General features: G+C 71.2%; 19 protein-coding genes. 9 read left to right on the top strand and 10 right to left on the bottom strand.

What is annotated here, in order from left to right; all coding sequences use genetic code 11:
* Nucleotides 1-274 precede the first annotated feature (274 nt).
* The 5 genes from C8E87_RS17045 to C8E87_RS17025 form a co-directional block, all read right to left on the bottom strand.
* A complete protein-coding gene (locus C8E87_RS17045; protein ID WP_239080212.1) occupies nt 275-1,471 on the bottom strand; it encodes an MFS transporter in 1,197 nt (398 codons plus the stop codon).
* 148 nt (nt 1,472-1,619) lie between these two features.
* Nucleotides 1,620-2,237 carry a DUF305 domain-containing protein gene (locus C8E87_RS17040; protein WP_239080213.1) on the bottom strand — a complete coding sequence of 206 codons (618 nt, stop codon included), beginning with the start codon at nt 2,235-2,237 and terminating at the stop codon, nt 1,620-1,622.
* Nucleotides 2,222-2,992 (bottom strand): lytic polysaccharide monooxygenase, encoded by a 771-nt coding sequence (locus C8E87_RS17035; RefSeq protein ID WP_133874013.1) that lies wholly within the window; start codon nt 2,990-2,992, stop codon nt 2,222-2,224. Before C8E87_RS17035 ends, C8E87_RS17040 begins: the two co-directional genes overlap by 16 nt.
* A gap of 92 nt (nt 2,993-3,084) precedes the next feature.
* Complete coding sequence (locus C8E87_RS17030; RefSeq protein WP_133874012.1) at nt 3,085-4,386, bottom strand: HAMP domain-containing protein; 1,302 nt, start codon at nt 4,384-4,386, stop codon at nt 3,085-3,087.
* Nucleotides 4,383-5,069, bottom strand: a complete 687-nt coding sequence (locus C8E87_RS17025) for a response regulator transcription factor (protein WP_133874011.1) — start codon at nt 5,067-5,069, stop codon at nt 4,383-4,385. The genes C8E87_RS17030 and C8E87_RS17025 overlap by 4 nt, the downstream gene beginning before the upstream one ends.
* A 36-nt stretch (nt 5,070-5,105) precedes the next feature.
* On the opposite strand from C8E87_RS17025, the gene C8E87_RS17020 reads away from it, so the two are divergent.
* From C8E87_RS17020 to C8E87_RS17010, 3 genes are all read left to right on the top strand, one after another.
* Nucleotides 5,106-5,720, top strand: a complete 615-nt coding sequence (locus tag C8E87_RS17020; RefSeq protein WP_133874010.1) for a DNA mismatch repair protein MutL — start codon at nt 5,106-5,108, stop codon at nt 5,718-5,720.
* Between the two features lie 66 nt (nt 5,721-5,786).
* Nucleotides 5,787-6,197, top strand: coding sequence for a phage holin family protein (locus C8E87_RS17015; RefSeq protein ID WP_133874009.1), 411 nt, complete (start codon nt 5,787-5,789; stop codon nt 6,195-6,197).
* Nucleotides 6,194-6,610 carry a DUF3618 domain-containing protein gene (locus C8E87_RS17010; RefSeq protein ID WP_133874008.1) on the top strand — a complete coding sequence of 139 codons (417 nt, stop codon included), beginning with the start codon at nt 6,194-6,196 and terminating at the stop codon, nt 6,608-6,610. The genes C8E87_RS17015 and C8E87_RS17010 overlap by 4 nt, the downstream gene beginning before the upstream one ends.
* A gap of 7 nt (nt 6,611-6,617) precedes the next feature.
* On the opposite strand, the gene C8E87_RS17005 is transcribed toward C8E87_RS17010, so the two are convergent.
* The 3 genes from C8E87_RS17005 to C8E87_RS16995 all read right to left on the bottom strand — a co-directional run bounded on the left by C8E87_RS17005 (nt 6,618) and on the right by C8E87_RS16995 (nt 9,320).
* Nucleotides 6,618-7,604 carry an SGNH hydrolase domain-containing protein gene (locus C8E87_RS17005; protein WP_133874007.1) on the bottom strand — a complete coding sequence of 329 codons (987 nt, stop codon included), beginning with the start codon at nt 7,602-7,604 and terminating at the stop codon, nt 6,618-6,620.
* The gene (locus C8E87_RS17000; RefSeq protein ID WP_133874006.1) at nt 7,588-8,814 is read right to left on the bottom strand and encodes an acyltransferase family protein; all 1,227 of its coding nucleotides are present in this window, start codon (nt 8,812-8,814) and stop codon (nt 7,588-7,590) included. Before C8E87_RS17000 ends, C8E87_RS17005 begins: the two co-directional genes overlap by 17 nt.
* Nucleotides 8,815-8,921: 107 nt before the next feature.
* Nucleotides 8,922-9,320 carry a MerR family transcriptional regulator gene (locus C8E87_RS16995; protein WP_133874005.1) on the bottom strand — a complete coding sequence of 133 codons (399 nt, stop codon included), beginning with the start codon at nt 9,318-9,320 and terminating at the stop codon, nt 8,922-8,924.
* Nucleotides 9,321-9,464: 144 nt separating this feature from the next.
* Here C8E87_RS16995 and C8E87_RS16990 point away from each other — a divergent pair, with 144 nt between their 5' ends.
* Entirely contained in the window at nt 9,465-10,466 is a 1,002-nt protein-coding gene (locus C8E87_RS16990; RefSeq protein WP_133874004.1) for a LacI family DNA-binding transcriptional regulator, read from the top strand.
* Here the strand turns inward: C8E87_RS16990 and C8E87_RS16985 are convergent.
* On the bottom strand, nt 10,420-12,324 hold the full coding sequence (locus C8E87_RS16985; protein ID WP_133874003.1) for a hypothetical protein: 1,905 nt from the start codon (nt 12,322-12,324) through the stop codon (nt 10,420-10,422). The two genes, C8E87_RS16990 and C8E87_RS16985, sit on opposite strands and share 47 nt — an antisense overlap.
* A 237-nt stretch (nt 12,325-12,561) precedes the next feature.
* A complete protein-coding gene (locus tag C8E87_RS16980) occupies nt 12,562-13,797 on the bottom strand; it encodes a hypothetical protein (RefSeq protein WP_133874002.1) in 1,236 nt (411 codons plus the stop codon).
* A 132-nt stretch (nt 13,798-13,929) separates the two neighbouring features.
* Between C8E87_RS16980 and C8E87_RS16975 the strand changes: the two genes are divergently transcribed.
* From C8E87_RS16975 to C8E87_RS16955, 5 genes are all read left to right on the top strand, one after another.
* The gene (locus C8E87_RS16975) at nt 13,930-15,060 is read left to right on the top strand and encodes a sensor histidine kinase (protein ID WP_133874001.1); all 1,131 of its coding nucleotides are present in this window, start codon (nt 13,930-13,932) and stop codon (nt 15,058-15,060) included.
* The gene (locus C8E87_RS16970; RefSeq protein WP_133874000.1) at nt 15,057-15,728 is read left to right on the top strand and encodes a response regulator; all 672 of its coding nucleotides are present in this window, start codon (nt 15,057-15,059) and stop codon (nt 15,726-15,728) included. Before C8E87_RS16975 ends, C8E87_RS16970 begins: the two co-directional genes overlap by 4 nt.
* Before the next feature lie 61 nt (nt 15,729-15,789).
* Entirely contained in the window at nt 15,790-17,271 is a 1,482-nt protein-coding gene (locus C8E87_RS16965) for a PAS domain-containing protein (protein WP_133873999.1), read from the top strand.
* Nucleotides 17,268-18,965, top strand: coding sequence for a putative bifunctional diguanylate cyclase/phosphodiesterase (locus C8E87_RS16960; RefSeq protein ID WP_133873998.1), 1,698 nt, complete (start codon nt 17,268-17,270; stop codon nt 18,963-18,965). The genes C8E87_RS16965 and C8E87_RS16960 overlap by 4 nt, the downstream gene beginning before the upstream one ends.
* 76 nt (nt 18,966-19,041) lie before the next feature.
* Nucleotides 19,042-21,120 (top strand): PhoX family protein, encoded by a 2,079-nt coding sequence (locus C8E87_RS16955; protein WP_133873997.1) that lies wholly within the window; start codon nt 19,042-19,044, stop codon nt 21,118-21,120.
* Nucleotides 21,121-21,165: the final 45 nt, after the last annotated feature.

The raw sequence follows: 21,165 nt of genomic DNA, 5'->3' as shown, positions 1-21,165 counted from the left end.
GGTTCCTAGCCGGCATGTTAACCAGCATGGCTGGTCGGCAGGCCGCGCACCGATCACCGCTCCCAGGACCGATGTGGTCATCTTTGAACAGGAAACACCTCCGTACGGACGACGACGCGGAAAAGAACACGAACATGCCGCAAGATCCCATCCGGGTACGGACCCTCGGACAGCCGAGTTCGACGGTCGGCTGATGCTTTCCGTGTCGCCAGGTCGCAGCACGGCGATGCCCGGTCGGCGAGAGCCGGCCGGGCATCGGGAGGCGGCACTCAGGTCAGGCGGGTTGGGGGACGGGGCGGCGGAACGTCGGCAGGGCCAGGCCCTTCACTCGGGCCAGGGCGACCGCCCCCGTGAGGGCTGCCACGGTGGTCACCGCGCCCGCCAGGAGCAAGGTTTCGCGGGGGCCGGCGGCGTCGCAGAGCCAGCCCACCAGCGGGGCGCCGACGATTCCGGAGAGGGAGGAGACCAGGCCGAGGGTGGCCAGGACGCGGCCGCGCATGTCTTCGCGGGTGTCGAGTTGGATGCGGGTGGCTACGACGGTGTCGAAGATGACGGCGCCGGCCGCGATGGGGAGGATCAGGGCGGCGAAGCCGAGGACGTTGGGGGCCAGGCCGGACGTGAACTGCAGGACGCTGATGATGAAGCCGGTGGCCAGTAGGACCCGCAGGGTGGAGCGGCCGGAACCGGCCAGCAGGAGGCCGCCGAGGACGGCGCCGATGGCGAAGACCGTGGAGAGCAGGCCGTACGAGCCGGAGGTGCCGTTCAGCGGGCCGGCCACCATCGCCGCCATGGAGACCTGGTAGTTGCGGCCGAGGGCCCCCAGCAGGAACGACAGGGTCAGCACGATCAGGACCACGGGCTGGGCCAGGACGTATCGCAGGCCGGCGACCACACCGCGTTCCGAGGGGGCCGCGACGGGCAGGGCGCGCATCTCGCCCGTACGCATGAGGGCCAGGGCGGCGATCACGGCCAGGTAGGACGCGGCGTTGATGCCGAACAGCACGCCGGGGCCGGTCAGCCCGACCAGCACGCCGCCGAGGGCCATGCCTCCGATGCGGCCGGCCGACGACAGCACCGAACCCAGCGCCAGGGCCGAGCCCAGGGATTCCTTCGGGACCAGGGCCGAACCGAAACGGCCCAGTACGGGGCCCTCGAACGAGCCGATCACGCCGGAGGCCAGCGCGACGGCGTAGATCATCCAGACGCCGCCGTGCAGGAGCAGGGTCAGGGCGAGAACGGCCCGCAACGCCTGGAACGCGATCAGCATGGGGCGGGCCGGCAGGCGGTCGGCCAGGGCGCCGCCCCAGCTGCCCAGCAGCAGCACGGGCAGGGACTGCAGCATGACGACGATGCCCATGGTGGCGGCCGAGCCGGTCGCCGAGAGGATGAGCCAGTTCAGCCCCAGCACCTGCATCCAGGTGCCTCCGACCGACACCAGGTCGGCGGCGGCCCAGAGTCGGAAATTGCGCACTCGGAGTGGAGCGAACATCGGAGCCAAGGCGGCGGCACCCCCCAAAACAGAGGACGCCGTCGGTCGGCGTCCTCTGTTTGTTCGGGAAGTGGCCGGGAGCGCCTTCGCTCCGACGGAGCCGCGCTACCGAATGGCAACTGGGACCGGTTTATCCGTTCATCAGCTTGAGCATCTGCTGGATCTCGCCCTGGCGGGACTGCTGCACCCGTACGGCGAATTTCTTGGCCTCTTCGTTCTTGCCACCGGTCTTCTCGATCTTCGACATCTCCATCGCCTGGTGCTGGTGGGCGAGGAAGAGGTTGAGGAACGCGGTGTCGAAGGAGGCCGCCTTGACCGTGGTCAGTGCCTTGATCTCGGCCGCTCCGGTGCCGGGCAGACCGCCGTGGTCGGCGTGCAGGCTGGGCGCCTGGTCGACGTCGGTCTTCTTGCCCCAGCCCTTGAGCCACGACTCGACCATGGCGAGCTCGTCCTTCTCGGTGGCCTGGATGGCCTGCGCCAGGACCTTGAGCTCGGGGTTCCGGGCCCGTTTGACGGCGGTCGTGGTCATCTGCAGGCCCTGTTTCTGGTGGAAGACCATCATCTGCAGGAACATCACGTCGGTGTCGTTGAAGTCGTCCCCGGCCTTGATCTCGGCGACCGCCTCGGCCGCAACCGTTGCTTGGCCTGCCGGGTCCGGGTCGGCAACACGAGCGGTCCCGCAGGCCCCGAGGACGAACGGAGCGACCAGGGCGGCGGCGATCAGCCGGCGCTTCACAGCGGCAGCCACAGCGCGAGCGTGTAGATCGACGGCTCCCAGCTGCTGAGCGCGGTGTGCGACTGGCGGCACTGGTACTTGGCGCCGTTGAAGGTCACCACGTCACCGGTCTTGTACGCCGTTCCGGCGGCCCAGGAGCCACCGGCGGGGGCGGCGGGGGCGGCGGGGGGAGTGGTCGGCTTGGGAGCAACCGTCGGCGCCTTGGTCGGAGCAGCGGTCGGGGGCTTGGTGGGCTCGGCCGGGGTGTTACCGCCACCGCCCACGTTCAGGTCGACGCAGTTGTAGAACGCGTTCGGCGTGTCCGCGATGTTCCACACGGCCAGCACCTTCTGCCGTCCCGGGAACTTGCTCAGGTTGATCGTGTGGTTCACCACCGCGGCAGGCTGCGCGCCGCCGTCGTCGATCGTCGCCACCTTGGTCCCGCCGACGTAGTACTCCCAGGTCGAGGTGCGGTGGCGGGCGGTGAGCACCCAGCTGAACTGCACCGAGGAGCCGACCGTCGTGGCCGGCCAGTTGCGCGACTCGTCACCCAGCACCGAGAACCCGGCGAGCCCGCCGTCGCAGGACTTGAGCCCCTTGGGCCCTTCGACGCTCTGCGGCTCGAACTGGATCGCGCCGCAGTCGGCGACCTTGCCCGACGCGCACAGCGCCTGGCGGCTCGGCGGCGACGACACGTACCCGTGGGCCGAGGCGGGTGAGACGACACCCACCGTTGCGCCCGCTGTCATTCCGAGGGCGACCAAAGGGTAGGCGATCTTCCTGCGCATGTCGGCTCACTCCGTACTGTCTCGTCGCGGCAGTTACGGCGGGGACGCTATGGGCAGGTTCCATAACAGAGCCTTAAAGGCCCCGAAAACAATCATGAAACCGTGCGACGGCTCCGGCGGGGACGGGCCGGCGCCGGCAGGTGGAAACCGACCCGGGCGCCGCCGAGCGGGCTGCGGGCGATCACCATCTCGCCGCCCGCCTGTTCGGCCGCGCGGCGCACGATGTCGAGGCCGAGCCCGGTCGATCCGGCCCCGCTGACCCCGCGTTGCACGGCCTTGGCGGGGTCGGCGATGCCCGGGCCGGCGTCGTCGACGAGCAGGCCCGCGGGTGAGACGCTGACCCGGAACGCGACCCGCTCGGGGGTGTGCGAGAAGACGTTGCCGAGCATCGCGTCGACCACCCCGATCAGCTCGCTGCGCGGGATCGGCAGCAGCACCGGTTCGTCGCCGCCCACCACCTGCCACGGCCGTTCCTGATCCTCCGCCAGCACCGACCAGAACGCGAGCCGGTCGGCCAGCACCTCGACCAGGTCGGTCTGTTCCTTGCCGCGGGCCGCCACCCCCAGCCGCGCCCCCTTGATGATCGCCTCGAGTTCCTCGTCGAGCAGGTCGCAGGCCTGGCGCATCCGCTCGCCGATCGGGCCGGGCGGCATCGCCTCGGCGTCCAGCCGCAGCGCGGTCAGCGGGGTGCGCAGCCGGTGGGACAGGTCGGCGGCGAGTTCTCGTTCGCGTTCGAGCAGGCTGCTCAGGTCGTCGGCCATGGTGTTGAAGGCGTTCGCGGCGTCGCGCAGCTCGCGGGGACCGTGTGGTTCGACCCGGGTCTGCAACTCGCCCGCCCCGAGCCGCCGGGCCGATCCGGCCAGTTCCCGGGTGGCGCGGACGAGCCGGCTGCCGAGCCGGTCGGCGAACAGGATCGAGCCCGCCACCAGCCCGATCGCCAGGCCGCCGAGCACGAACCAGGCCGCCCACACCCCACGGGTGAGTTCGGTGTCGGGCACAAAAACCTCGACGATCACCGTACGGCCGTCGGTCAGCACTGTCGGCTGCAGGTAGACCAGGCCGTCGTCGACGGGGGCAAGGGCCGAACGGCGATCCTGCGAGGCGATGGTGATCTGGGCGGCGGTCGTGTGCGAGACCCCGATCGCGGCGAAGTCGGGCAGGTGCACGGCGAGCCGGCCCTCGCTGCCCGCCGTCGTGCTGGCCACGGCGTTGGTCAGCAGGGTCGGGTCGGCGTCCACCCCGAGCACGGTGACCAGCGAGGTGGCCTGCTGACGGGCGTCGCTGACGGCCCGGTCGTGCGCGATCTGCCGGGTCGCCACGGCCAGCGGCACGAGGAAGGCGAGCGCGACCATCGAGGTGATGGCGAGGGCCAGCCGGTTGAGCGCCCACCTCATCGCGGATCGACCATCATGACCCCGACCCCGCGTACGGTGTGCAGGAACCGGGGTTGGGCGGCGGTCTCGCCAAGCTTGCGGCGCAGCCACGAGATGTGCACGTCGATGGTCTGTTCCTCGCCGATGCGGGCCTGGTTCCAGACCTCGTTCATCAGCTCGCGCCGGCTGATCACCTGGCCCACCCGCTCGGCCAGGTACGCCAGCACGTCGAACTCGCGGCGGGTCAGTTGCAGCGGCTCGCCGCGCAGCTCGGCCCGGCGTTGACGCGGGTTGATCATCAAGTCGCCCACGGTGATCGCGCTCGGCGCCTCGGTGGTGGCCGCCCGCGAGCGCCGCAGCACCGCCGAGATGCGGGCCAGGATGTGCCCGCCCGAGAACGGTTTGGTCACGTAGTCGTCAGCGCCCGCGCTGAGCAGGCTGATGATGTCGGCCTCGGAGCGGCGGGCGGTGGCCACGATGACCGGCACGTCGGACACCGAGCGCATCATCCGCAGCGCGTCCGTGCCGTCGATGTCGGGCAGCCCGAGATCGAGGATGACCAGGTCGGGACGCTCATCCGTCACGATCTTGAGAGCGTCGGCGGCCCGTCCCACCGGTCGCACGACGTGACCGGCGTCGGTCAGCGCGCGGGACAGCGCCGCCGTGATGATGCGGTCGTCCTCGACCAGCAGGATCATCGCCATGGCGTACACCATAGGGGCAGATGAGACGATGTCCTCGTGCGATCTTCCCGCTGGACGCCGATCGCGGGGTGGCTGGCCGCCACCGCGACGAGCATCGTGCTGGCCTCGGTAGCCCTGCTGCCGGTGCTGCGCACCAACGCGCCGGAGGACAGGGCGCTGGCGCAGCTGCCCGCCTCCGATGCCGGCGACTTCCCCGCGCCGTTACCGAGCGCGACTGCCCCGGCGCCGACGAGCACCACGCCGACGCCCGGCGCCGGAACCGGTACGGCCACCAAGCCCCGGCCCACGGCGACCAGGACAACCACGACCACACCGCCGCGCCCGACCACCACCGCGCCGAAGCCGCCCGCGAACACCGCCCCACCGACCACCACCGAGGACGGCTGGACGGTCACCACCGCCGGCGACGGCAAACGGACGTACGTGCGGTCTTTCCGGGTCGAGGGCGGGCAGGCGGTCATCCGGGTGACTTCCGACGCGGTGGTGCAGCTGGTGACCGCGACCCCGGCCGACGGGTGGCAGGTGCAGAAGGTTCAGGACACGCCGGACAACCTGGCGGTCTACTTCAACGAGACCGGCCACAGCTTCATCATCCACGCCACGTGGCACAACGACCGCCCCTTCGCTCAGGTCAGCGAGATCGGGTCATAAGCCGTTGAGCTGGGGTTATCCCCGCTTCTGACGGGTAAGTGAGCGTCGGACGAAGGGAGCTCACTGATGGCGACGCATACCGAGCAACAGCCGGTCGGCCAGCTGGTCAACCAGTTGAGCGAGCAGGTGACGACACTGGTCCGGGACGAGCTGACGCTGGCCCGGATGGAGATGGTCGAGAAGGGCAAGCGCGCGGGCACCGGCGCCGGGTTGCTGGGCGGGGCGGGCGTGATCGCCCTGTACGGGCTGGCCGCGCTGTTCGTGACGATCGGGGCACTGCTGGCCCTGATCCTGCCCGTATGGGCGGCCGCGCTGATCGTGACCGTGGTGCTGTTCGCCGCGGCCGGGGTCGCGGCGCTGATCGGCAAGAACCAGGTCAAGCGGGCGGTGCCGCCGGAGCCGATCGAGGCGATGGAGAGCGGCAAGCGTGACGTGGAAGCCGTGAAGGCGGCCTTCCAGGAGGGACGGCGCTCATGAGCGACACCAGGTCGAAGGACGAGGTTCGCGAGGACATCGCCGGGACGCGGGCCGAGCTCGCCGGGACGGCGTCCGCCCTGGCGGCCAAGGCCGACGTGAAGGCCCAGGTCAAGAACGCGGTGACGGAGAAAAAGCAGGCCGCGGCGGAGAAGACCGCGCAGCTCAAGGAGGCTGCCGCCGAGAAGACGCGATCGGCGGCCGAGGGCCTGACGCACGTCAAGCAGTCGACGGCCGAGACCGCGTCCCGGGTGGCCGAGCACGCCGCCGAGACGAAGGAGCAGTTCGTCGGCCGTACGGACGCCGACGGGAAGCTCCGGGAGCGCCGGCCGATGCCGCTGGCCGTCGCCGGAGGGGTCTTGCTCGCGGGCGCTGCGGCGGCGGCAACACTGCTCCGGCGTCGCCGCCGCCGCTGACAAAGCTCTAGGGAACGGCGTTCGAGGGGAAGCGCTTCAGCAGCTCGTCCTCGAGGACGCCGTTCACCATCCGGGCGTACGTGCCGGTCAGGTGGAACCGGTTGCGATAGACGGTGACGTTGCCGATCACCGGGGAGCACATAGCGGTGCACAGCCACGGCAGCACCGAGATGTAACCGGAGCCGGTTTTCCGGGCCGCTGCCTCGTCGGCCTCGTTCCACGTACGGGCGGTGGCCGCCTTGCGAGTCGTGAAGCAGCGCGAGATGTTGGTCTGGTGGGCGGCCAGGCACTCGGGGGCGCTCTCGTCCAGAACCGGAGTGTTGCCCAGCACCACGACATCGGCGGCAGACCTTCCCACCGTACGCAGGGTTCGGGTGAGGCCGTCCGTCCACTCGCCGGGCGTGATCAGCCGCCCGTTGTCCCGCTTCTGCGAGAAGCTCTCGTTGGTCACGATCACCAGCTCGGGCCGTACGGTGGTGATCTGTCTTTCGACGAAGTCGCGGAACCGGGAACACTCGTCGAAGACGCGCTGCTCGGGCTGGTTCCAGATGGTCATCGCAACCGCCGGGCAGCCCGGCTTGCCGTAGAACCACAGTCGCCAATGCCTCCGGTCGGCGATCTGGGTCAACGCGGGCAGCCACATCCCGGCGTGCGAGTCGCCGTAGAGCACGACGTCGACGGCACTGGCCCGGTCCCCGAAAACGCACGCCTCCACGCTGTCGGCAGTGGGCCCGGCCTCGCATTTCTCATTGTCGAAGCCGATGTCCTCGGCCGTGGTGGCCAGCGAAGGGGTGAGGTCGGCGGGCAGTTCGCGCCGGGCGGGAGCCTTGGCCACGGCGGCCAGCACCTCGCTCAGCGCGATCCGGGGCGCGGGTGGCGTCGGCTCGACACGCGGGGGCGGCGGCACGGCGACAGTGCACCCGGCGAGCACGGACAGCAGCGCCACCAGCAGCGCCAGACGGAACGTACGGGTGAACTCAAGGCTGCTGGGCATGCGCCGGCGCTCCTAGTCGCGGTTGATGTTCGGCGCTCCGGCCCGGGTCGGCGGCGGGCGAGGTGGACGTCTTCCACCGTGCGACGGCGAGCGGCGCGACGATCAACCAGGCGGCGATCGACAGGGTCAGCACGTCGGAGCGACGCAAGCTGCGGCTGCGCCGGAACGGGTCCTCGACGGCGAAGTACGTCACGACGGCCAGGCCGAGCGACCCCAGCACGAGCAGCACCCGGGTGACGGCAGGAAGCGTTTCCCCGTAAGCCTGTTCGGCGATCACCAGCACCGGCCAGTGCCACAGATAGAACGAGTACGACAACCGGCCCAACCAGACCAGGGGCGGGCGGCCGAGCACCGAGTCGCCCCGACCGGCCAGCACGAGCACTGTCGCGACCACCGGCAACGTGGCGGCGTACCCAGGAAAGGGTGTTGTCTCGTCGAAAGTGAGTGCGGCGATGACGATGAGCGACAACCCGATGCCGGCCATTGCGGTGGCGAGGCGGCGGGGGATGCGGTCGAGCCGGGTCGCGGCCAGGGCCAGCAGACATCCGGCGCCCAGCTCCCAGGCGCGGGTGAGCGGCGAGAAGTACGACCATGTGCCGGTCTGCCAGATCGAGAAGGCCAGCGAGACGGCCACCGCGGCGGCCAGCCAATATCCGATCGCCCAGCGGAATCCGAGCCAGATCAGCAGGACGATCGCGGCCGGCCAGACAAGATAGAACTGCTCCTCGACAGCGAGGGACCAGAAATGCCGTACGGGCGAGACAGCGTCCTGCGCCGCGAGGTAGTCGACCCCCTGGGCGGCGAAACGGAAGTTCGCGGCGAACAGGGCCGACCAGATCACGTCCTCGGAGATCTCGTCGCCGCGTAGGAAACCCAGCCGGTGATAGCTGGCCAGCAATGTGGTGACCAGCACCAACGCCGCCGCCGGGAGGATCCGGCGGGCGCGGCGGGCGTAGAAGCCGACGAGGGAGAGGCGGCCGGTGCGGCGTACCTCGCGCAGCATCAGCGAGGTGATCAGGAATCCGGAGATGACGAAGAAGACGTCGACGCCGATGAAGCCGCCGGCCAGGCCGGGCACACCCGCGTGGAAGAGCACGACGAGAACGACAGCCACGGCTCGCAGGCCCTCGATGTCGGGGCGGAACCGCTCGGACCGGCCCGCGACCGCATGGGCCGCCGGCCGTACGCCGGACGTGGTTGTCTCAGTCATTAGCGCTCACGCTAGAACGACCCAAACCCGACAAACTGCGGTTTGGGTCGGAAAGCGCTCATCAAGGGTGCGTTTTGCCGATTGTCAGCGCGGCGTCCTGGCGTGTGCTAAATCCCGGTGGCAGCCGCCAGGCCGTGCGGGGCGTGAGCGACGACGCAGCCGTTCTCGGGCGCGGTGGAGGCTTCGATCACGGCGTCCAGGCGGTCTCGGGTCTTGGTCAGCTCGGTGATCTGGGCGTTGATACGGTCCCGCTCGGCGGCCAGGAGGGCACGCGATTCCGGGGTGCTGACCTGGGCGTCGACGCAGGGCAGCAGGCCGGCGATGGTGCGGCTGGTCAGCCCGGCGCCGTAGAGCATCTGGATGAGCCGCACCCGCTCGGCGGCCGCCTCGGCGTAGTGCCGCTGGCCGCTGGAGCTGCGTTCGGCGGTGAGAAGACCCTGCTCCTCGTAGTAGCGCAACGCCCGCACGCTCACGCCGGCCTGTTCGGCCAGTTCACCGATGCGCACCATGACCTCCCTCTGACGTCAACGTCAGGTTCAGCATATCCGGCGCGGGGATTTCCTCGTCACGGGCGCGAACCGCGGGCTCGGCCGGCGCTTCCATCAGGCCGTCCGAAGCAATGCAGATCCGTCGATGTCTATGCTTCGGTGGTGACCCACGGACCGACCGTTCGCGCCATCGCGGCCCATGCGGGCGTGTCGATCGCCACGGTCTCGCGGGTGCTCAACGACCAGGAGCATGTCTCGCCCGCCACCCGTGAGCTGGTGCAGCAGGCCATCGGCGAGCTGGGCGGCCGCGGCCCGCGACGACGACCGGCCCGCGCCGGCGCGGTCTTCCTGCGCTGCCCGTACGTGTTGACCGACTACTTCGGACTCATCGTGTCGTCGATCGCCGAGACGCTCGACCTGCACGGCCGGCAGGTCGTGCTCAACGCGGGCGAGGCCGCCCAGCACAACCGGGTGCTGCCGACGTTGCCCACCCGTCCGGGCATCGGCGGCGCGATCGTGGTACTGCCGCCCGAACCCGGCGACGAGCTGATCGCCCTGCAGGCGGCGGGCTTCCCGTTCGTGATCGTGGACCCGCGGGAGGACGTCCCCCGCGACATCGCCGCGGTGTCCGCGTCACATTTCGCGGGCTCGCGCAGCCTCACGGCGCACCTGACCGGGCTCGGTCACCGGCGGATCGGGTTGCTGGCCGGGCCGGACAACTGGCTCGCCGGCAACGCCCGTCGCGCCGGGCACGTCTCGGCCCTGGCCGACGCCGGGATGCTGCTCGACCCCGGGCTGGTCGTCGCCGGCGAGCCGACCGTCCGGTTCGGGTTCGAGGCGGCGCGCCAGCTGCTTTCCGAACCGGACAGGCCGACCGCGCTGGTGGCCTTCAACGACAAGGTGGCGTCCGGGGCGATGGCCGCGGCGGACCGGTTGGGGCTGCGGGTGCCCGAAGACCTGTCGATCGCCGGCTTCGACGACATCGACCTGGCCCAGGCCACCCGTCCGCCGCTGACCACTGTGCGCCAGCCGCTGGCCGAGATGGGCCGCATCGCCGTCGGGCTGCTGGTCCGGCTGCTCGACCATCACCGGCTGGACGCCCTGCACGTCGAGCTGGCTACGGAGCTGATAATCCGGGAGTCGACCGGTCCGGCGCGTCGGTGATCGTCCCCCACTGCGCCGGGGGCGCCTGCCTTCCGAGGGGTGTCATCGAGACGCGCGGGAGCGTGACGATCGCGGGATCCACCTCGACGGCCTGCACCACCGAGCCCTGCCCCTCGTTCTTGACGAGCACCATCGCGTACTCGGGAAGGTCCTGCAGGACGCGCGGCTCCAGCACGTATTCGTAGACGCGCTCGGCCGAGGCCGCGTTGCTCCAGTTCGTGCCGTTGGCGGTCGACTCGGTCTGGCTCCAGTTGCGGGTCTTGCTCCAGTTGGTGCTGGTGTAGCGCCGCAGCCCATGCCGGGAGGCGCGCTCGCCCTTGGTGCCGCCCTTCGTCTCGGACTCGCCGACCGTGTCCGCGACGGTGTGCGTCTCCTCGCCGCCCAGCGAACGGGTCAGCCGGCTCAGCACGAACTTGTGTCCACGCCCGACGAACTCGGCCGCCTGCGCCGCCTCCTGGTGGTTGCCCAGCCGCATCAGGGCGACCTCGCCGCCGCCGATCGTCCGCAGCGTCTCGGCCCGCAGGTGCTGGAAGAACAATACGAGCCGGATGCCGCGCCGTTCACACAGGGTGCTCAGCCGCTCCAGGGCGCGGTGATCGATCTCGTCGGCGCCGAGCAGCACCAGCGAGCCGATCGGCGCGGCCTCGCGGCGTACCTGGTGGCTCAGCCACTGCACCATCAGGTCCTTGAGCAGCTCGTGCTGGGCTCGTCCGCCACCGTGCTCGGCGACCAGGCAGGTGAGGTCGGCCGGGGCGGTGGTGGCGGGGGTGCTGCCCATCGACGCGAGCGGATGCAGAAACGCGAGAATCCGGCGTACGCGGGCCTCTTCCGCCTTGATGGCCGCCAGCCGCTCCAGCTCGGCGCCGACAAATCCGATTTGTCCCGTGGGAAGTGCGAAGCCGGCGGAATGGGGGTTGGCAGGAGAAGGGCTGACGGAAGACCCACCCGAGACCACGCGCATGGCTGCGAGCAGACGGCCCATGGTCAGCGACGGGGCGAGGATGTCCGCGATCTGGTTCAGCAGCAGGGCGTCCTGCGAGCGCTCGGCCCGGTTGCCGCCGCCCGGCACGTCGCCGTACATGGCTTCGACCAGACCGTCGACCAGTTCGGCCGGCTCCAGCCCCGCCACCAGGTCGAACTCGGCCAGTTGCGCCGGCAGCACCACCTCGCGCACGGACCGCCCGGTTGTCGAGGCGAGCTGCATGAGCTCCCCCGACAACGCCTCGCCGGTGAAGTCGGCCAGCACCATGCGCCCCCGGGTGGCCAGCAGTGACCCGCCGAAGACCGTCAGAACCGCTTCCCACCCGTACGTGGTCCCGCCCACGACGTCGATCCGACGGGTGCCCGGCGACGGGGTGGCCGCCGACCACTCCGGCATCTCGTCGACCAGGGCCTGCTGCTGCTGGTCGTGCCAGGACCGCCGGCTGTCCCACGCGGCGTACTCCACCGCGCACGACGCCTGGGCCTTCTCCTCGGCGTCCGAAATGGACTTGCGGGCCAGCGTGGGCATGATGCCGGCCAGGATCGCGCCCGCCGTGCCGGCCAGGAAGCACAGTCCTGTCATGAACAGCACGAGCGCCCGCGCGCCGTCGTTGTCGCGGGTCAGAATGCCGCCGCAGCAGCCGATCAGCACGGCCAGGCCGACCCCGGCGCCGAGGAGGATCAGGATGCGCCTGACCCGTCCGCGTTCGGCTCGGGTGAGGCGTTCCCGCAGCTCGGGGTCGATCGGCGCGCGCTGCGGCGGTGGTTCGCCGAACGCCTGCCGGAACAGGTTACGGTCGTTGAAGATCCACCCGAGACGCTCGCCGGCGGTGGCGAGCTTCGACAGCGGGTTCGAGGCGGGATCGGGGCTCGTCATCGCGGCGGACTCCGGGGCGTGGGCGGTGTTCCCCCGACCGTACCGTCCGGGCACGAAACCGGCCCGGCCCGAAGCCCACCCGCGCACCCGGCGAGTCGAGAGACCCTGCCCACCGGCCCGGGTGAATCGAAAGCCCCGAACCCGCCCCACGCCCGGGCGAGTCGAAAGGGCCCCACCGAGACCCCAGCCCGGCCGGGCTCGGAGCCGCCACTCCGAGCCCGGCGCCCAGAACAAAGATCACACCAAAACCGGTTCCCCCGTACGCCGTAGCGCCGTCGCGATCAGTCCGAAGCCGCCCACGAGGATCAGCGGCCCGACCACACCGACCGGCCCGAGTCCCAACAGGAAGAACCCGGCGAACCCGGCCCCCACGATCACCGGCACCCACCAGCGCACGAGCCCGTCGACCGCCGCCCCGACCGCGACCAGGATCAGCCCGAGGAACGTCAGCACCATCCCGGGCAGCACCCAGCCGAGCGAGAAGGTGGCGTAGCCCCCGCTGAGTTCCTGCGCCCGATCGGCCACCGCCTCCCCCAGGGTTTGCCGCGCCGCCAGGTCCATGTAGTCGCCGAACATGAGCGCGCTGAAGTTGATCAGGCCGAGCACCGCGAGCCCGGACACGACGCGGGTGAACCGGCCGCCGCGTGCGGCCACCGCGAGCACCGCCGGCACGAACAGCACCCACGCCAGGTGGAGGAAGAACGCGCTGGCCTCCCAGAGTCCCGGGTGCTCGAGTTCCGGCGCGGGCGGCACCGTGGCCATTCCCACCGCGAACGAGAGCGGCGCCGCGACCAGGCAGACCATTCCCGCCGTACGCCGGAACGCGCCGAACCGGTCCGGCTCGTCCCGCGGGGGCTCGTGACCGAGCACCGTCCGCGCCGCCAGCACACCCGCCACGATGAGCACGATCGGCCCGGTCAGGTTCACCGGCACCGGCGAGATCGCGAAGATCAGATAGAGCGCCGTCCCGGCCAGGAACAGGCCCGTGGTCCACCAGTTGATCACTCGTGCCCGGCGCAGGGCCAGCGGCGTGACCAGCAGGGCCACCGCCCAGCCGCCGATCCCGGGGATCTGCCACCCCCACACCGCCCAGCTCATCGCGGCGATCCGATCGTCGTACGCGGTCAGTTGCGCGTCGGTGATACCGGGCTGCTGCTCCAGGCTGAGCAGCCCGAAGTCGAACGCCATCAGGGCCGAGAACGTCACCAGCCCGAACACCGTCGCCACCCACGCCACCACGGCCAGGGCGAAGCCGCGCCGCCGCACCAGCGCGAGCAGCCCCAGCAGGGCCGGCACATAGAGCACCCAGGCCCAGTGCAGCAGCAGCGAGTGCCACTGCGTCGCGTCCGGGTGCTCCCGATAGATCCCGTAACTCTGGTCCTCACCCAACGCCGGGTCGATGCCGGTCGACACCGCCAACGCGATCGGCGCCAGCACCAGGCCGGCCGCCGTTGCCTTACGCCACATGTTCATGGCAGCCGAAGGTAGGGACGGTGGGCCGCGCGGTAACCCGTACGCGGAATGAGTTGTTGTCCCCCGCGCGGCGGAGACGCCGTCATCCTCGAGGTGGGTTCGGCGCGGGCCCGTGACCCCTAGATTCGTCTCATGCGGCTGCGACCCACCGATCTCGCGCTGACCGGCGGCTTTGTGCTGTTCGCGCTGGCCGAGGAGTTCCTGATCGGCATGCCGGGCCGGTGGTGGCCGCTCGTGCTGGCGGTCTCGGCCGGCCTGGTGCTGGTGCGCCGGTTCGTGCCGTTGCTCGCCCTGGCCCCGCACATCGTCGAGCCGCTGCCGTTCTTCTACGAGCCGGCCGTGATCGCCGGTGAGCAGACGGTCAATTTCCGCCTGTGGCAGCTCGTCGGCGTGATGATCATCTTGTACACGGTCGGGCGGTACGTGCCGCCGTCGCGCGAGAGCCGCCGCGGGCTGATCGGGGCGGTCATGGTGGCGCTGACCTTCGCCGTCTACCTGATCAACAACCCGGGCGATCCGATGGCCGCGATCTTCTTCCCGCTCGCGCCGTACGTGCTCGGGGTCGCCCTGTCGGTGCAGGCCCGGCGCAGCGCCGACGCCGCCTCGGCACGGGCCGCCATCCGCGAGCAGCACGCCCGCGAGGCGGTCATGGAGGAGCGCGTACGCATCGCCCGCGAGCTGCACGACATGGTGGCGCACAGCGTGACCGTGATGGTGATCCAGGCCGGGGTGGTGCGGCGGCGGCTGGACGCGGGCCTGCCGGTCGACCGTGAGCTGCTGCAGAGCATCGAGTCGTCCGGGCGGGACGCGGTCGGCGAGCTGCGCCGCACGCTGGGCCTGTTGCGCGGCGAGGGCGCCGACAGCGCGCAGCCACCGGTCGGGCTGGAGCGGCTGGACGACCTGTTCGCGCAGGTCCGCGAGGCCGGGCTGGAGCTCACCGTACGCCGCGAGGGTGAGCCGGTGCCGGTGCCGCCGGCGATCGACGTGTCCGCGTACCGGATCGTGCAGGAGGCGCTGACCAACGTGCTGCGGCATGCGGGGCCGGCCCGGGTCGTCGTGACCGTCGGCTTCCACGACGACGGGCTGCGCCTGCGAGTGGTCAACGACGGCCGGAAGGCGTCCGTGAGCGGCGGCGGCCAGGGCCTGATCGGCATGCGGGAACGGGCGGCCCTGTTCGGCGGCGAACTGGTGGCCGGCCCGGTCGACGAGGGCGGTTTCGCCGTACGGGCCCGGTTGCCCCTGCCGGTGACGGCGGCCGCGTGAGCATCAACGTCGTGATCGCCGACGACCAGCGGATGGTCCGGGCCGGCCTGCGCATGGTGATCGAGACCGAACCGGACATCACGGTCGTGGGTGAGGCCGGTGACGGGGTGGAGGCGGTGGCGCTGGCCCGCCGGGTCCGGCCCGACGTCGTGCTGATGGACATCGCCATGCCCCGGCAGGACGGGCTGGCCGCCACGGCCGCGCTGCTCAGGTCCCCGCACCCGCCACGGGTGATCATGCTGACGACGTTCGACACCGACGAGAACCTGTACCGGGCGCTGCGGGCCGGGGCCAGCGGGTTCCTGCTCAAGGTGTCGTCGCCGGAGCACCTGATCACCGCGATCCGGGTCGTCGCGGCCGGTGAGGCGCTGCTCGACCCGGCCATCACGACCCGGGTCATCTCGGCCTTCGCCGGTCAGCCGGGCCCGCGGCCGCCGGCCGAGCTGAGCGAGCTGACCCCGCGCGAGGCCGAGGTGCTGCGGCTGGTGGCCCGGGGCCTGTCGAACGGCGAGATCGCCGCCGCGCTCACTGTCGGCGAGGCCACGGTCAAGACCCACGTGGCCCGCGTGCTGATGAAACTCGGGCTGCGGGACAGGGTGCAGGCGGTGGTCTTCGCGTACGAGTCCGGGCTGGTGCGGGCCGGATCGCGCGACCAGAACCTCGGATAACTCTCAGAATGTCGCTCCGGTTACCGATCAACAAGTAGTGCAGGTCGAAGCCACAACGGTGATGAGTGACGCGCTCCGGGCCACCACACTGGCTTACGTCGAGATCGACCGGGCGGGGAACCTGCGCGAGTGGAACCCCGCCGCCGAGCGCCTCTTCGGCTGGTCGCGCGCCGAGGTCCTGGGCCGCCCGCTCGCCGACACGCTGGTCCCGGAGCGCCTGCGCTCGGCGCACACGGCCGCGTTCGCCCGGCGGCTGGTGGCCGACGACGCCTGGCCCGGCCTGCGGGCCAAGGTGCCGGGCCGCCACCGCGACGGCTCCGAGCGCCAGATCGAGCTGATCATCAACGCGTTGCCCGACGGGTTCTGCGCGTTCCTCGCCGACGAGACCGACCACGACCAGGCCGAGCAGGAGCTGCAGCGCAGCACGACGCTGATCAACGCGATCCTGGAGCACACCTCGGCGATGATCTCGGCCAGGGACCTCGCCGGGTCGTACCTGTTCGTCAACGCCGAGTACGAACGCGTGTTCCAGGTGAACGCGGCCGACCTGGTGGGCCACCGGGACGCCGAGGTGATGCCCGAGATCGTGGCCGCTGCCGCCCGCAGGCACGACCAGCAGGCGATCGAGCGGGGCGAGGCGGTCACCGCGCTGGAGGAACTGCCGTTCGGCGACGAGATCCGGCAGTACGTGGTGACCCGTTTCCCGCTCACCGACCCGGACGGCTCGGTGTACGGCGTCTGCTCGATCGGCATCGACGACACCGACCGCCGCCGGGCCGAAGCAGCGCTGGGCGAGACCGAGCGGCGCTTCCGGGCCACCGTCAACAACGTGCCGGGCATGCTGTTCCAGTTCAAGATCGATGTTGCCGGGACCCGGACGTTCACCTTTGTCTCCGAGGGGTCCCGGGAGATCTGCGGGTACGACCCGCACGAGCTGGTGGCCGACGCCGGCCTGCTGCTGGGCCTGGTGTCCCAGGAGGATGCGGCAGCGTACGAGGCCTCGGTCGTCGAATCGATGGTCACGCTCGACCCGTGGCGGTGGGAGGGCAGCCTGATCCTGCCCAACGGCGAACGGTGCTGGCTGCACGGGGTGGGACGGCCGTACCGCCTCGGCGACGGCAGCACGGTGTGGGACGGCGTGCTGCTCGACCGCACCGCCGAACGCTGCACCCAGCTGGCACTGGAGGCCGGCCGCCGTGACCTCGAGGACCTGACCCGCCGCCTGGCCGTCTACCGCTTCACGGCGATCGCCGGCCCGGCCGGTGCGCCGCTGCTGACCGCCTCGTTCGGCGACCCGGCCCCAGTGCTGGGCGCCGGTGAGCCCTCGGTCGACGTGCTCGCGGCGTTCCGGGCGGTGCTCGACCCGGCCGACCACGACCGGCTCCACCAGGCCGTGCGGGCGGCGCTGGGCGGGGAGACCGCCGAGTTCGAGGGTGAGATCAAGGGAACGGCCGTACGCCGTCTCTGGCTGCGCCTGCGTTCCGGTGATGTGAACGGCCGCCGGGTGGTCGAGGGCGCCTGCTTCGACCTGGACCGCACATGACCTCGGTACGCCTCCCGCGCAAGCTGGGCGAGCTCGGCATCCCGGTCGACGTCCTGCCCGACACCACGCGCTTCGCCGAGGTCGCCGAGATGGTGAACGCCGAGCCGCTGCTGCCCGGCGTGCTGGTCGCCGCCGCCGACGGCCACCGTCTGCTCAGCCGGGCCCGGGTCGATCAGGTTGCCACCGGTCGGGGCAACCTCGGCTCGGCGCTGACCGCCGTGGGCGCGGACGGGCCGGCCACCCTCACGCTGCCCGCGGACACCGACATCGACCTGGCCGCCCAGGCCGCCCTGGCCCGTCCCGACGACGCCCGCGACGAGCCCCTCGTGGTGCGCTGGCCCGACGGCCGCTTCGGCATCGCGCCCGTGCTCGGCCTGCTCACCGCGATGGCCGGCCGGTACGCCCGGCTCGCCCGCGCCGACCAGCTCACCGGCCTGCCCAACCGCGCGGCGGCGCTGTCGGCGGGACGCGAACGGCTCGAGGACGGCCGGCTGACGGCAGTGCTGCACCTGGGGCTGGACCGGTTCACCGAGGCCAACGACATGCTGGGGCCGCAGGGCGCCGACGTGCTGCTGCAGCGGGTCGCGTCCGAGCTGCGGGCCACCTGCCGGGCCGATGACCTGGTCGCCCGGCTCGACGGCGACCAGTTCGTGGTGCTGCTGGCCGCGCCGGGGCCGGCCGAGGGGCTGACCACCATCGCCCGCCGCCTGACCGACGCCATCCGGGGGCCGTACACGGTGAACGGCATCCCGGTCAGCGTCGAGACCAGCATCGGGGTGTCGCTCGCCGACCATCGGGATCTGGCCGTGGTGCTGCGGCACGCCGCCGACGCGCTGCGCAGCGCCAAACGGGACCGTACGGGGGTGGTGCTCTGGACCGCCGGGGACACCACGACGCACCGCGCCGACCTGCGGCAGCTCACGGAATTGCGTACGGGGATCCGGGCCGGGCATTTGCGTCTGCACTATCAGCCGCTCTACAGCGCCGGCTCCCGCGAGATCAACGGCGCCGAGGCGCTGGTGCGCTGGCAGCACCCGCAGCGGGGCATGCTGCCGCCGGGGGTCTTCCTGCCCGACGCCGAACGTTCCGACGTCATCCTGGAACTCACCGACTGGGTGTTCGCCGAGGCCGTGCACCAGACCGCGGTGTGGCATCGCGCGGGCCACGACGTGCCGGTGTCGGTGAACCTGTCGCCCGCGTACCTCGCCCAGGAACGCGCGGTGCCGACCATCCTGGCCCTGCTCGAGCTGGAACGGCTGCCCGCGCGGCTGCTCACCGTCGAGGTCACCGAGACCGCCGTGCTCACCCGGCCCGACCAGGCCGCGGCCCGGCTCGCCGAGATACGGGCGGCCGGCATCCGGGTGGCGATCGACGACTTCGGCACCGGTTACACCTCGCTCGGGTTGCTGCCCGAGCTGCCGATCGACGAGCTCAAGATCGACCGGTCGTTCGTGAGCCGCATGCACGACTCGCCCGCCCGGGCGACCATCGTCCACTCGGTGATCGCCATCGCGCGGGCGCTCGACCTGACCGTCGTGGCCGAGGGGGTGGAGGACGAGCCGACCGCGCTTGCCCTCGCCGCGGCCGGGGCCGACCTGCTGCAGGGCTATCACCTCGACCGGCCGCAGCCCGCCGAGCAGTTGGAGGCGAAGCTCGGGCAGCACCCTGCCGGGCGCCACGCGTCGATACGTTAAGCCGCAGTTCATCTCGGGTCGAGGGCCGCGCCAACCTGCCCTCTTAGCGTGCGGGCAACCCTGAGATAGGAGAAGCATGCCTGAGCTCTCTCGCCGGCTGCTGCCGCTGCTCGGACACAGCGGTGGCGCGCGCGACGCGATGACCTGCCTGTACCGCTGCGGCAACGCCTGCGACCACCCCGTGCCCAACCGGTCGGACAACACGTACCTGGGCGATGTCGTCAACGCGTCGATGAGCCGGCGCGGGGTCATGCGGGCCGGGGCGGCCGGCGCGCTCGTGCTCGGTCTGAGCGGCACGGCCGCGGCGACCGCGACTCCGGCGGTGGCCGCGCCTCGCACCGGGCAGGCTCCCCCGGCCGGCGACAAGGCCGGCAAGCTGACCTTCACCGCGATCCCGCCGAACACGCTGGACAGCTTCGTCGTGCCCAACGGCTACGACTCGTCGGTGGTGATCCGCTGGGGTGACCCGGTGGTGCCCGGCGCCCCCGCGTTCAACCTGGGCAAGCAGACCGCCAAAGCCCAGTCGCAGCAGTTCGGCTACAACAACGACTTCGTCGGCGTACTGCCGATCTCCAACGAGCGCGCGTTGCTGGTCGTCAACCACGAGTACACCAACGAGAACCTGATGTTCCCGGGCTTCACCAGCCAGGACGCGCTCTCGGTGGAGCAGGTCAAGGTCGCGATGGCCGCGCACGGCATGTCCGTGGTCGAGATCGAGCGGGTCGGGCGCACCGGCGAATGGCGTCCCGTCGAGTCGCGGAACCTGCGCTACAACCGCCGCATCACCGCGCTCGAGACGCGGTTCAAGCTGACCGGTCCGGTGGCGGGAACCACGCCTGTACGGACGGCGGCCGACCCCAAGGGCCAGTGGGTCATCGGCACGCTGAACAACTGCGCCGGCGGAGTCACCCCGTGGGGCACGGTGCTGTCCGGCGAGGAGAACTTCAACCAGTACTTCGTCGGCGGTGACGGTGTGCCCGAGGCGGACAAGCCAAAGCTCGCCAGGTACGGCATCTCGACCACGACGCGTCACCCGAGCGACTCGCGCAAGTGGGAACGGGCTCAGGAACGCTTCGACCTGGCCAAGCACCCCAACGAGGCGAACCGGTTCGGCTGGATCGTCGAGGTCGACCCCTTCGACCCGGAGGCGCCGCCCCGCAAGCACACCGCGCTGGGCCGCTTCAAGCACGAGGGCGCCAACGTCATCGTGGCTCGCAGCGGGCACGTGGTCGCGTACATGGGTGACGACGAACGCTTCGACTACCTCTACAAGTTCGTGTCGGACAAGAAGTACCGGCCAGGCGATCGGCGGCACAACCTGACCTTGCTCGAATCCGGCACCCTGTACGTCGCCCAGGTGACCGGGGACAGCCCGGCGGCCGAGATCGACGGCTCCGGCAAGCTGCCCGCCGACGGAGCGTTCGACGGCGCCGGCAAGTGGATCAAGCTGGTCGCCGGGAACAAGTCGTTCGTGCCCGGCATGACCGCCGCCGAGGTGCTCACGTGGACCCGGCTCGCCGGTGACAAGGTCGGCGCGACCAAGATGGACCGTCCCGAGGACGTGCAGCCGTCACCGCGTACGGGGAAGATCTACGCGGCCATGACCAACAACTCGAACCGGGGCGTCGGCTCGAACCCCGCGGCCGACGAGGCGAACCCGCGGAACGCCAACAAGCACGGACACATCTTCGAGATCACCGAAGACCGGGGCGACCACACCGGCGAGTCCTTCACGTGGGCTCTGCCGATCGTGTGCGGTGACCCGGCCGCCGCGGACACCTATTTCGGCGGGTACGACAAGACGGCCGTCTCGCCGATCTCCTGCCCCGACAACGTCGCCTTCGACAGCGCCGGCAACCTGTGGATCTCGACCGACGGCAACGCGCTGGGCAGCAACGACGGCCTCTTCGCGACGCCGATCGAGGGCCCCTCGCGCGGACATCTGCGGCAGTTCCTCACGGTGCCGAGGGGTGCCGAGACGTGCGGGCCGTTCATCACCTCGGACGACCGCTCGGTGTTCGTCGCGGTGCAGCATCCGGGCGAGATCTCGGGCGCCTCGCTGGAGAAGCCGGCGTCGACCTGGCCCGACGGCGACTACGCGAAGCCGGGCGTGGTCGTGACGTGGCGCCTCGACGGCCGCCCGGTCGGCGCCTGACCCCGGCGGCAGCTCCCATCCCCGCGCGGCGGCGGCCACAACCGG

It is taken from the genome of Paractinoplanes brasiliensis (assembly GCF_004362215.1).
Classification (GTDB): Bacteria; Actinomycetota; Actinomycetes; order Mycobacteriales; family Micromonosporaceae; genus Actinoplanes; species Actinoplanes brasiliensis.
This window is presented reverse-complemented; position numbering and strand designations above follow the sequence as displayed.